We start from the raw sequence: 12,434 nt of genomic DNA on the forward strand, positions 1-12,434 counted from the left end.
CAGGCCTCTTTTTTATTACGCATTTATTGCGTATTTATTGTGTGCTCATTACATATCGATTCTTATCATACCGCCGGTTTTTCTGATCAGGCCAAACCGAGCATTCTGGCAATCACGCCGATCATGTATAGCCCCAACAATACCGCCCAGCACTTAGTCAGGCCATGGCTGACAGCCTGCTTAGCATGTTTGGCGGTTGTCCATGCTGAACGCACGGCAAACACCGTATAGGCCAAGAAAAGGGTGCACAATATGCCGTTGTTGATAACAATGATATTGGCTGAAATGACGCCGTTCTCTTGTAATGCCACCACACCTAAGCCTAACAAGGCGCCTAGCATAAAGGTCAGAATAAAGCCCAATACGCCATTGAGTACAACCGCTTGCCAGATGGCAATGTTGCCGTGCCAAGCGCGAGAAAAATAGGTCACCGTTACGATCCTTCTGAAATTATCGGATTATTACCTTATCTGTGACTACTCTATCAAGAATTGCGCTGTAAATTAATGATTTTAAAATTAAAACATTGCAGATTTGATCGAAAATAGTCATTTATCGTCTCGACCTGTCTGATGATTATCGGTAATTTCCTGACATCGTCATACAAGCTCAAAAAAGGAATGAAGATGCTTGCGGGTTACCAATTAACGTGTGGACACTGTCAGACAAAAACGGTGCTCACCCATCAAATTGTTACAGAAATAGAAACAGCAGGTGTCTATACCTGTGAATGTGAGGCCAAACTGTTTCCGACGGATCGTGATGAAGAGTGTGGACTTTTCCAAGCAGCCAAAGAAACCACGTCTGCGGAGAAAGAGAGCGCGAATAGTCAATTGTTCCTTGCATTGTTTTTCGGGATTGGCTTTTTGGTCTTTATTGTAAGTATTGATGCGTATGCTGTGATGTGGATGGCGGCTGCAATTATAGGGTGGGGGGTGAATTACTGCCCCACGCATTCATGCATAATTGATATCGAATTTACCGTTGGATCAGTACCTGAATCACGGACTGTCGATCCGGCTTAACGATCCGATAAATACATAAAAATGGCGCATGTGGATGCGCCATTTATCGTTGTATTGCCTACGTATTTACACTGTGGTTGCAGTCCTTACATGATGGCGATGAGCGATAGTGCCAGCGTGATCATCGCCGGAACTGCATCTTTCCAGCCATCAAAGCGGAAGTGGAAAAACAACGCCCCTAGAGATGTCATTCCCAATAAGCCCGCTCCTGCCCAAAGTGGTAGATGATGCACAGGGGAGAGCAGATAGCCCGCTAACAGCAATGCGCCCGTCAGTTCAACCAATCCGACCAAAAACATGAAAACTCGGTTTAAGCCGTATTTATGAAAGAAAGCCAATTGCGTGTCAAAAATGAAGCGTTGCCAACCCAGTAATTTGATGGAACTGGCAAACACAAAGAAGGCGATTAATAGGCTGATTGTCAGGGTGGTCATGGGTTACCTCTCGTTCGTGAGTACGTTATTGTTATGTGCCGTATTTTGTCTGGCGGCATGGCTGAATTTAACCATTCCTAGTCGAGTGGATAAATGATATTTTCGGCATATCAACCATTCCCCGTGAGAATGCAAAATGGATAAGTTTGATTGTCTGAATGTCTTTATCCGTACCGCTCAACTTGGCAGTTTTACGGCGACTGCCAATGAATTGAACCTGACGCAAAGTGCGGTGAGTAAGAAAATCGCCTGGCTTGAACGGCAAGTTGGCTTTGCTTTGTTCCACCGAAATAGCCGAAAAATTGCGTTAACCCCACAAGGGGATGAATATGCGAAACATTGTGAGCAGGTTTTGACAGGCATGCATACCATCGAGACGCGTTTAAGAGGCGATCGCCTTGAAGTCCGTGGAGAGTTACGCCTGTCTGTCCCAAGTGTGATGGTCACGCAACTATTGGCAGCGCCGATCAGTCAATTTATGGCGCTTCATCCAGCATTGTCCGTGAATGTGTCGGTGAGCGATCGGCAAGTTGATCTTATCGAGCGTCATATCGATGTGGCTATCCGTGTCGCGGATCTCTCAGATTCTCGCTATAAGGCAAGGTTCTTATTTAATAACACCGCCGTATTTTTGGCTGCGCCTGATTATTTAGCGCGACGGGGGATACCTGCAGCCCCAGAGGATTTAGCCAAATATGGTGAATCCTCCCACGCCTGTTTAACCTATTCGTTGATCCGTCCATCGCATCAATGGGCCGTCTATGAGGCTGCAGAACCAACGAATAAGGCCAATATTCACGTGCAGGAAGTGTTTACCAGTGACAGTGCTGAGATGTTGTTGAAAATGGCCTTGTTAGGACATGGTATTGCTGCTTTGCCTCGTTGGATGGTAGAACCACATTTTGTATCTGGTGTATTAGAGCCGGTATTACCTGAGTATCAGGCGATGAGTTTACCTATGCATGCCGTTTTTAAAGCCGATGCCTATCAACCCTATCGTATTCGTGCTTTTGTCGACTTTTTGGTGGATTATTTTAATGATAATCCGGTGAGTTAAAGTATCTAATGAAATATATCTTATATACTGAAATTACGTGGGAATATTCCTACAAAGACTATTAATAGATAAATTACTATCCATTTTGTATCTTATTGTGAGAAAATGTAACCGTATGCTGTTTTGTGTCAGGTATGCGAATAACAATAATATGAATAGGATTAAGTAACACTATGTTTTTCAGAAAGAAACAAGCTGTCAGCAAGCCCTCTTTTGAGCAAAATTTATACGCTGCTATTTTTAAAAATACGGCCTATATCGAGTTCGACAAAAGCGGCAATATTTTGACTGCTAGCAATAAGTTTCTAAATTGCGTGGGCTATACACTTGAGGAAGTTCAGAATAAGCACCATCGTATGTTCTGTGAGACCAGCTATACCTATTCATCTGAATATGCTGATTTCTGGCGTTCGCTTGCTGCTGGCGAAGCGTTTGAAGGGACGTTCACGCGTATCTGTAAAGACGGCCATCACGTGATTCTGTCGGCGACATACATTCCCGTTATTGACGATCAAGGCAATGTTGAGCGCGTCTTCAAGATTGCAGCCGATGTGACCAGTGTGCATAAAACGGACGCGCAAAAACAAAGTGTGATTGACGCATTGAATAAATCGATGGCTGTGATTGAGTTCTCTATCGATGGAAAGGTGCTCAGCGTTAATGATAATTTCTTGAATGCACTAAAATACCGTGAAAGTGAAATTATCGGTCAACACCACCGTATGTTCTGTTTCGATGACTTTTATCGTGAAAATCCAGATTTTTGGTCAGATCTACGAGCGGGCCGTTACAAATCAGGGCAATTTTTGCGTAGAGACTCATTCGGGCGCAATGTGTGGATTGAAGCAACGTATAACCCCATCATGGACGAGCAGGGCAATGTGGTTAGCGTGGTGAAGTTTGCTTCGGATGTTACCGAGCAGGTTGAGCGTAACCTTGCCATTTCACAAGCGTCAGAAGTGGCTTACAGCACGTCGGTTGAAACCTCACAAATTGCCCTAGAAGGCTCTAAGCTACTGCAAGAGTCAGTGGAAGTTTCTCATGAAATCAGTGAGAAAGTTGCGGGTGTTGCGGCGAAAATTACGGATTTGAATGAGCGTTCAAATAACATTTCTCAGATTGTACTGACGATCAAAGGCATCGCAGAGCAAACTAACTTATTAGCATTGAATGCGGCCATTGAAGCGGCACGCGCGGGCGATCAGGGTAGGGGTTTTGCTGTGGTTGCTGATGAAGTTCGAAAACTGGCGTCACGCACGGCAGAATCAACGGCTGAAATTACCCATGTGGTTGATGAAAACCAAGAATTGACCACAGATATCACCCAGTTCATGCAAGAAGTTGCCACTATTTCAGATTTGGGCAGTGCGAAGATGTCAGAAGTCTCAACCGTGATGGAAGAGATTTACAAAGGGGCAGAAAATGTCTCCAGTACCGTGATGAATCTGAACGAGCAGAAAATGTAATAGGGTACAGTATCTGTATTCACCACATTTATCGCGATAAGAAAGAGGCCGGTTGGCCTCTTTTTGTATATTACAATTTATATTTCTAGGATAGACGAAGGGATTATCGATATTCAGGCTCTAAAGGTGCGGAAAATACAAACTTTTTGCCATCCCAGACAATGTACGTATCAATGGTAGCAGGCGTAGGCACCATGATGACATCTAGGTCTTTGATAATGTCATTCGGCAATCCGCTTCGTGCAGAACCCTGTGGAATAACCGTTGAAGGCTGTTTCTCGATGAACATCTCATCATATTCATCGCTATTTAACTCACCACAAGCAGTGAGTACATGCACCGTATCAGCAATAATGATGATGGCGCTGCCGTCAGACCCATCTTCATCGCAGTTGTACGCGTTTTTCCATGGGTTAGATATTGATATGTTTGGATCGGTAACCTCAACGTTTTTGGCAAAAATGATCCTACTCTGGACGGAAGTAGAAGATAAATAAGCTAAAAATTCAGATAAGATTTTGCCGTGTTGGAGGCCGCTAATTGCCGTTTGTTGAATGCCATCGGCGTTACAGAATGATGACGACAATAAAGCCGCACTCCAAATGCCTATCATTGGTTTTTTAAAACGCACTCCAAAGTATCCCATTTATGGCAGAACTCTAAGTAATAAATAGTTGTTGAGCCGATGATGCTGGCTGCGAGTCATTGAGAAATGTAAGCTAAAACGCGTAATTAGAGTACGACATCAAAAGGGGGATGCGAGTTAATTCACTATAATGTGTGTGGCTTTTATGCAATGAGCGAATTGTTTAATGGTGGGGGGAAGTAGGTTGAAAAAACGCCCCACCGCAGAGCGGTAGAGGCGTGAAGTGGAAATACGTTTTAACGGTTTAGCTTACTGGCAAGAAGACTCGCCAATATTTTCCCAGACAGAAGCCTTGCCCGGTTCTTCGCCTTTGGTCCACCATTTGGCTTCCCAACGCTGGCCATCATGATTGACTTGCTCACCGCCTTGGTAAGCGACACCCTTGTTCCAGCCAAACTCAGCATCACTGATCAATGTCCATTGGTCGGCTGTCGCACTGGGTACATTGTTCTGTGTCCAGTATTTTGCTTGCCAAACCAAGTTATCGTGACTGACTTGATCGCCCGTGTTGTATACCGCACCACCAGTCCATGCTGGGTAGTTACCCGCGTTTGGATCGGTAATGTCACAGTCGCCACCGCCCGTTTCTTCTTTAGGTTCAACCGTGATGCGCATCGCTGCGGTGGCATCTAATGCACCGTCAGACACCAATACCGAAACGTTTTCTTGCGTGATTTCCGATACTGCAGGCGCTTTCAGGCGCAGTGTTGCCGTACCTTGACCAGACAAAATGTCGAACTGTGGTGACACCGTCCAGCTGTACGTCAGAGGTTCGCCGTCTGGATCGCTGGCTTTCGCGTTGATCGAGAACGTTGCTTCTGCTTCAACCGTCAGCGAGGCCGGTAGGGTAACCACTGGCGCTTGGTTGGCTTGTTCCGCATTATTGTTGACCGTTACCGCGTCACGTGCCGTCTGGCCTTCAGTATCCGTGACAACGAGTGCAAACGTGTACTGTGTGTCTTCCGCTGTTACGGGTACGCGAATGGTGGCTTTCGCTTGATCGGCACCAGTAATGACCACGGCTTCACCCGTTGTTTGCGTCCACTGGTAAGTCATGACTTCTTGTTCTGGATCGTAAGATTTAGATCCATCCAGTGTGACATCAATAGGGCCCATCACTGCATGGTCAGCCCCTGCATTCGCGACCGGTGGTTTGTTTTGTGCTGGTGGTGGGGTGATACCACCGTCACCATGGCCTAAACCTTCATGCATTGCGTTCAACAGGTCGCCATTGTCCGCATCAATTTCCCATGAGAATAGGCCGGCTAAGCCACGCTCTTGCACGAACTGGCCTTTTGCTTTAACGGCACGTTCGTCATCGTAGGTGATCAGTTCTTTGGTGGTAGGGTTCCACTTATACGATGCTTCTGCTTGCTCGTCGTAACGGCTTTCCCAGCCATTGCCAGAATGGTTATCGGCAATGTCACGGTAGTCTAGAACACCGTCTTCCCATGTGCCTTTAATCGCACCGGTTGCCTGGCCCGTCATTGGGTTATCACCCGTGATGTTGTGTACGCCTTTCCAGCCACGGCCGTATTTAGGCACACCGACAACTAATTTCTTCGGATCTAAACCTTGTGCCAGCAAGTCGTTAACACCGCGTTCAACCGTGTGTTTTACCGCTGGGTTATGGCTTGCATCGTAAATGCCAGATTGGTGGCCTAAGGTGTTCAAATCAAACGCGCCGAACATGTCATAGTTCATCAGGAAGATGTAATCCATGTATGCTTGCGCGCGGTTGTAATCTACTACGTCAATTTTCTTTACATCGACGCCGATTGCAGAGGTGAGCTCGTAAGTGCGTCCGGTTTCTGCCGATAGCTCATCTAACATGGCACGTAACTCTTTCATCAGTGTCACGTACAATTCGCCATCTTTGTCTTTATCGCCCAGTTCAGGGTTGGCTGCGCCACCGCCTGGGTATTCCCAGTCAATATCCACACCGTCGAAGAACTTCCATGTCTGAAGGAATTCTTTTACCGAGTTCACGAAGACGCGGCGTTTGCTTTCGTCGTGCATGAAGTAAAACGGATCAGACAGCGTCCAGCCACCGATAGACGGCAGGATTTTCAGATCAGGGTAGGCTTGTTTCAGCGCCATCATCTGACCAAAGTTACCACGGTAGGGGTCTTGCCAGTTGTTCACGCCTTCTTGGCCCATCTGAATCGCGGCCCATGGGTCATGGATGGCGACCGCAAAATCAGGTGTGCCCGCACAGGCTTTTTGCAGAGCCGCAAAGCTGCCAGGAATTTGTTTTAGGCTATCGTTAATGCCATCTCCCCCACAGATAGGGGTGAAGCCGTACAGCATGTGAGTCAGGTTTTGTGCTGGGACTTTATTTAATGGGAATTCACGGCCGTAAACACTCCATTCAACAAAGTAAGTGCCGACCACTTTTCCAGAGGTATTGGTGTAAGGCTTGTTATTTTCTTGTAGAGCAGGAGCCAGCGGTGCCAAGTGGCTACCGTCTGTATCGGCAATCGTCAATGTGACAGATTTGCTTTCGCTGCAGCCATCGGCATTACATAACTCAACCGTCATGTCATACACGCCGCCTTTGCTGACATTGAATGTCGCGCTTTTGCTGCTGCCTTTGCCCGTCCAGACGGTTTCGCCGTCAAGCAATACGTTTGCCGTTTGTGCAGCGTCGCCGCTCCATGTCTGCCATGAAACAGTCACAGGGATGTCTTTGTGGCGCGCAACGACGATGTCTTTATAGCTTTGTGCATCACGGTTTAATTCAACCAGTGCGTAAGTGTGTGTGCCCCAATCAAGGTTAGGTGTTCCGGGGGCGGCAGCGTGTGCGCCAGCGGTGGCCAACAGGCTGCCGACAAGCATAGCAATGTGAGACTTTTTCAAATTAGGCTCCGTTTATACAGAAGAAAAAGGCATGCTCACCTGTTGGCGTGTAACAGGGTTTCAGTCAAAAAACAGACCAAGGTGAGACGCGGTTTGTATAATACGAGGTCAACGAAGGAGGAGGCGTGCTCCACTTGAGGCAGTCCCGCTGTCATAGAATAGGGTGGGTTAAAGGCCGATTCCTTAGACCGGAAACTTTGCGTCCTGCATTTTCATGCAGTTTGCCGTTGTCACAAGTATTGGGGATATAAATAGCAGAATGCTTATTTTGTGCAATTTAAAATGTAGATTATGCTGCGCTTAGCGAATACGTAAATATATATTTGTGATGTTGCTTCACGTAATTTAACGCATAAGCGTGTAAGTCATATAAATAGACACGGCCAATAAATAAAAAGCGCCCTATAGGCGCTTTTGTGTATAGAACGGGGTGATACCGCACGCTAATTAGCTAGCCAGCACCATGTCGTTGTCAGGCTTCATCGTGGCGCGACGGTTGACGTCTGCCCACACCATAGGAATAACAATCACAGCTAACGCAAGGTTAGACAGTGGGACCGCGAGCCAGATACCGTCTACACCCATTAGTTTTGGCATGACGTACAAGAAGGGTAGCTGAATCAGCATGTTACCCAGTGATATCATCAGTGCTTTACCACCTTTATCTATCGCCATAAAGTACACGGAAGCCAACGCAAAGAACCCATCCAAGAACATGGCAAACAGGTGCAAGCGAATACCGTTGATCGTCTCTAGTGCAAGCACCGGCTCATTCTGGCTGAACATGCCCACAAGGGTGTTCGGGAAAATATTCAGAAGCGCAATCGCACCAATACCCGTCAGAAGTACCGCTTTGGCAGCAATTACTAATGTGGCTCGAATTTTCTCACCTTGTTTTGCCCCGTAATAATAACTGACCGGCGGTTGCATACCGCTAGCTAAGCCTTCCGCCAGTAGGTAATACATGGTGACCAAATAACCGACAATGGCATATGCCCCGACATGGACTGAACTGCCGTAGCTCATGAACAGTTTATTATGCAGGGCAACCATAAAACTGAAGTAGGCATACATAAATAAACTTGATGCGCCTAATCCAATTGTTTTGATGGCCATGTCCATATTAAAACACAGGTTACGCAGTGTTAATCGCAGTTGGGAATAGCGCGAAAAGAAATACAGGATAGCGACCACCGTAATACTGATTTGCGCAATAATGGTGGCAATGGCAGCACCTTGCAGTGCCCACCCGAAATGTCCGATGAACAGGTAATCCAGCACAATGTTGATCACCGCACCGCTCATCATTAAGCCCGTTGAAAAGTTTGGGCTTTCATCGTTACGGATCAGCATCGGCAGGGCACCGGATGCAATGGTGAAAATAGCGCCCCAACTGAATACTTCGATATACGCGCTGCCCATTGCCAAGGCATCACCCGTGGCCCCTTGTGCAATTAATAGGGTAGGGGCAAGCATGTTGAGCAACACCATCATTAGTAAGCCGGCAAGGCCGATTAAACCCAATGCGGTATACAGCGTTTGTTGTGCTTTACTGGTGTTGTTTTCGCCACGGAAAATGGAGATTAAGCTACCGGCACCCATGCCAACCAGCAGACCCAAGCCTGCTAAAACACCAATCACCGGCCATGCAAGGTTGATCCCTGCTAAGCCTTCATAGCCGATGTAGTGACCAACGAAAATACCATCGATAACCTGGTAGAGGCCGTTCACGAGCATGGCGGCGATAGATGGGATCGCAAAGCGCCAGAACGTTTTGCTGGTGCTGCTGGTATCTATGCTGCTGGATGAAATTTCTTGCATTGTTATTATTCTACTTTGTGAGTTATGAGGGTATTATCGCTATAATCAAGATTGATTGAAGTTGGTATCCATCCGCTTTCCGGATAGGTGTATTGCCAGTGTCTACTGTCACAGCAGGAAAAGTGAAATCATAATGAATTGGACCATTGATCAATTAGACGCCTTTGTCACCGCCGTGCAGCAAGGGTCGTTTTCTGCTGCCGCAAGAAAATTAGGTAAGGCACAGTCACGTGTCAGCACGGCAATCACCAATTTAGAAGTGGATTTAGGTTTCGACTTGTTTGACCGCAGCGCGCGATTACCGGTGCTAACCCCTGCCGGGGAAGACATGTACATTGAGGCACAGGCGGTATTGGCGCAGTGCCAACGCATGTGTTCGCGGGCGATGACGGTCTCGACCGGTGAAGAAACGATGTTCACCGTTGCCATTGATGAAGCGGTGCCCGTCACTGCCTTTGAGATCATGTTTGAAGCGGTCGCACAGGAATTTCCGTTGTTGAAACTGACCATCATTAATGGCTCACAGCAGGACATTGCGCAGTATGCGGCCAGTGGTAAAGCAGATATTGGTGTGTTGTTTCATCAGCACAGTTTGCCAGAGAACCTTGAATTTACCTCGGTGGGTCAGTTTAAACATTCATTGATTGTCTCGCGTGACCATCCGCTCTCGGCCATTGCCGTACCGCAGATTAAGGATCTCACCCAATATCGCCAATTGGTGATCCGTGATCGCTTGGGCATCGGGCAGGCCAAGCCGTTAGCGGCTAACTATTGGCATATCGACAGTTACTACATGATTTCCGCTTTGGTGATCCGTGGTTTAGGCTGGGCATTGGTGCCCGAGCACGTGGCGAAAGAACAATGGTACGCGAATGATTTAGTCGAATTGTCCAGCGAGGCGATCCCTGATCCATTGATGGTTGAAATCGGCATCGTCAAACGCCGAGATAAAGGCATTGGGCCCGTGATGGAATGGATGTACAGCGAGCTGGAAAAAATATTCTAGATCACACGAAAAGGTATTCTTTTTGAGAATAGTGATAAAACCAAATCAGCCTGTTACTGTCCTATAAACGTCGAACAAATTTGTCCTATAACAAGAACAACGAAGAGATCTTTTGTGCTATGCCAGAGTCTTGCATTACCCCTAACTTTGTTCAGCCATTGCCACTGATTTTGGCGGGGCCGATTTTGCGCCAAGTCACCGCGAAACAGATCACGCTGTGGCTGGCAGTGTCACAGCCGTTGGAAGGTGCTGTGCGTGTTTATAAAGAGCCTGCAGATCAGGAACACACGGTGTCATCCGATGCTGCATCTCCTTTTTTCACCGGCGATTTAGCGACAGGCCAACACATTCAGATTGGCCAGCGTGCGTGGATCTATCAAGTGACGTTTGCCGGCGATTTTCCGGTTAATACCCCACTGAGTTATCAGATCATTACCCAGCAGGGCGATCTGACCGCAGAATTACCACACCTGTTGTATGATGGCGAATCACGCATCCGTTTTACCATTAAAACGCAGGCAGATTACGTGATGCATGGCTCGTGCCGTAACCCGCATTACCCAAGCAAAGACAGCTTGGTTGCCGCAGACAATAAAGTCGCCACGCAAGCGGTGAATGAGCGCCCGAGCTTATTGATGATGAGCGGCGATCAAATTTACGCCGACCATGTGGCCGGCCCGATGTTGGATGCGATCCAACAAGTGATCGCGCTGTTAGGGTTGCACGGTGAAAGTTTTGAAAAATCGCAGATCGATAACAGCACTGCGTTGTTTGCGGACCCTGATAATTTTTACCGACGCGATAAAATTCTGCCGCATTATTTAGAAGGCGGCGAAGAAGTGTTTGAGCGCATTCCGAGTGTCGCCAACTGGCTGCGCCGTAAAGTGCCCGTCTTCAGTTCGCGGGAATCCAATAATCACCTTATTACATTGAGCGAATTCGTTGCCATGTACTTATTGGTGTGGTCGCCGGTACTGTGGCGGTTTGTCGACAGCGGCAAGTTGGAAAAGGCCCAATTCACCTGGCATGGCCACACGTTAGCGCCCCAATGGCAACAAGTGTGGAAAAACGAAAAGCCGGTAATCGATGAATTTGTTGCCGGTTTGCCGCAAGTACAGCGTTTATTGGCGCATTTACCGACATACATGATTTTCGATGACCATGACGTCACCGACGACTGGAACTTGACCGTGGGTTGGGAGCAGGCGGCGTACAACAACCCGTTCTCACGCCGGATCATCGGTAATGGGTTACTCAGTTATTGGTTGTTCCAAGGGTGGGGGAATGCGCCTGAAAATTTCGATACGACCTTTATGGCACGTATGCAGGACTTTTTCAGCCAGCCGAATCGGGATCGCCAAGACAGTGTGATTGACTACCTCTACCGCTTTGAACAGTGGCACTACACGGTGGAAACATCGCCGAAAATGCTGGTATTGGACACCCGTACCCGCCGCTGGCGTTCAGAATCGAAAATGAATAAGCCCTCTGGATTGATGGATTGGGAAGCCTTGATTGAGATGCACCAATCATTGATCCATGAACCGGCGGTGATCATCGTGTCTGCCGCGCCGATGTTCGGGGTGAAGTTCATCGAAATGCTGCAACGGGGCATGACATGGTTAGGCCAACCGTTGCTGGTGGATGCCGAAAACTGGATGACACACCCGGGTTCTGCCAATACCTTGATCAGTATTTTTACCCACACCAAAACACCGACTAACTTCGTGATTTTGTCAGGCGATGTGCATTACTCATTTGCCTATGACGTAAAACTGCGTTTTCGCAAATGCAGCCCGAATATTTATCAAATCACTAGCAGTGGGATCAAAAATGAGTTCCCGAACGGCTTATTGCGGGTGTGTGACTTTATGGACCGCATTCTGTATAGCCCACGCTCGCCGCTGAACTGGCTGACCAAGCGTAAGCGACTGAAAGTGTTCAAGCGCGATCCGGATTTACCCGGTAACCGTCGCTTGATTAACCGCAGTGCCATCGGTGAAGTGCGATTAGACGCGCAAGGTAAACCGATTGATATTGCCATCCTGACGGCAGAAGGCGAGCGTATCGCATTCCCGCCGATCGAGGAGCGGGATTAACTGGTTTTCTTGGGTTCCACA

Annotated in this window: 10 protein-coding genes and 1 riboswitch; of the genes, 5 read left to right on the forward strand and 5 right to left on the reverse strand. The window is 47.6% G+C overall.

Going from position 1 to position 12,434, the window contains the following annotated elements; genetic code table 11:
* Nucleotides 1–86: 86 nt before the first annotated feature.
* A complete protein-coding gene (locus tag ACSF8W_RS07840; protein ID WP_500846476.1) occupies nt 87–431 on the reverse strand; it encodes a hypothetical protein in 345 nt (114 codons plus the stop codon).
* 141 nt (nt 432–572) lie between these two features.
* On the opposite strand from ACSF8W_RS07840, the gene ACSF8W_RS07845 reads away from it, so the two are divergent.
* Nucleotides 573–1,025 (forward strand): hypothetical protein, encoded by a 453-nt coding sequence (locus ACSF8W_RS07845; protein WP_500846478.1) that lies wholly within the window; start codon nt 573–575, stop codon nt 1,023–1,025.
* An 86-nt stretch (nt 1,026–1,111) separates the two neighbouring features.
* Here ACSF8W_RS07845 and ACSF8W_RS07850 read toward each other — a convergent pair whose 3' ends face one another.
* Nucleotides 1,112–1,459, reverse strand: a complete 348-nt coding sequence (locus ACSF8W_RS07850; RefSeq protein WP_500846479.1) for a DoxX family protein — start codon at nt 1,457–1,459, stop codon at nt 1,112–1,114.
* Nucleotides 1,460–1,595: 136 nt separating this feature from the next.
* On the opposite strand from ACSF8W_RS07850, the gene ACSF8W_RS07855 reads away from it, so the two are divergent.
* Nucleotides 1,596–2,516 (forward strand): LysR family transcriptional regulator, encoded by a 921-nt coding sequence (locus ACSF8W_RS07855; RefSeq protein ID WP_500846481.1) that lies wholly within the window; start codon nt 1,596–1,598, stop codon nt 2,514–2,516.
* Nucleotides 2,517–2,689: 173 nt separating this feature from the next.
* Complete coding sequence (locus ACSF8W_RS07860) at nt 2,690–3,982, forward strand: methyl-accepting chemotaxis protein (RefSeq protein ID WP_500846482.1); 1,293 nt, start codon at nt 2,690–2,692, stop codon at nt 3,980–3,982.
* Between the two features lie 103 nt (nt 3,983–4,085).
* On the opposite strand, the gene ACSF8W_RS07865 is transcribed toward ACSF8W_RS07860, so the two are convergent.
* The 3 genes from ACSF8W_RS07865 to ACSF8W_RS07875 all read right to left on the reverse strand — a co-directional run bounded on the left by ACSF8W_RS07865 (nt 4,086) and on the right by ACSF8W_RS07875 (nt 9,308).
* Complete coding sequence (locus ACSF8W_RS07865) at nt 4,086–4,613, reverse strand: hypothetical protein (protein ID WP_500846484.1); 528 nt, start codon at nt 4,611–4,613, stop codon at nt 4,086–4,088.
* Nucleotides 4,614–4,877: 264 nt separating this feature from the next.
* On the reverse strand, nt 4,878–7,466 hold the full coding sequence (locus ACSF8W_RS07870; protein ID WP_500846709.1) for a glycosyl hydrolase family 18 protein: 2,589 nt from the start codon (nt 7,464–7,466) through the stop codon (nt 4,878–4,880).
* Between the two features lie 156 nt (nt 7,467–7,622).
* Nucleotides 7,623–7,723: riboswitch (cyclic di-GMP riboswitch) on the reverse strand.
* Nucleotides 7,724–7,934: 211 nt separating this feature from the next.
* Complete coding sequence (locus tag ACSF8W_RS07875) at nt 7,935–9,308, reverse strand: MATE family efflux transporter (RefSeq protein WP_500846486.1); 1,374 nt, start codon at nt 9,306–9,308, stop codon at nt 7,935–7,937.
* Between the two features lie 133 nt (nt 9,309–9,441).
* Between ACSF8W_RS07875 and ACSF8W_RS07880 the strand changes: the two genes are divergently transcribed.
* Both ACSF8W_RS07880 and ACSF8W_RS07885 read left to right on the forward strand, forming a co-directional pair.
* On the forward strand, nt 9,442–10,314 hold the full coding sequence (locus ACSF8W_RS07880; RefSeq protein WP_428478209.1) for a LysR family transcriptional regulator: 873 nt from the start codon (nt 9,442–9,444) through the stop codon (nt 10,312–10,314).
* Between the two features lie 119 nt (nt 10,315–10,433).
* Complete coding sequence (locus ACSF8W_RS07885; protein WP_500846489.1) at nt 10,434–12,413, forward strand: alkaline phosphatase D family protein; 1,980 nt, start codon at nt 10,434–10,436, stop codon at nt 12,411–12,413.
* Nucleotides 12,414–12,434: the final 21 nt, after the last annotated feature.

The organism is Photobacterium sp. 270122K (assembly GCF_059941365.1).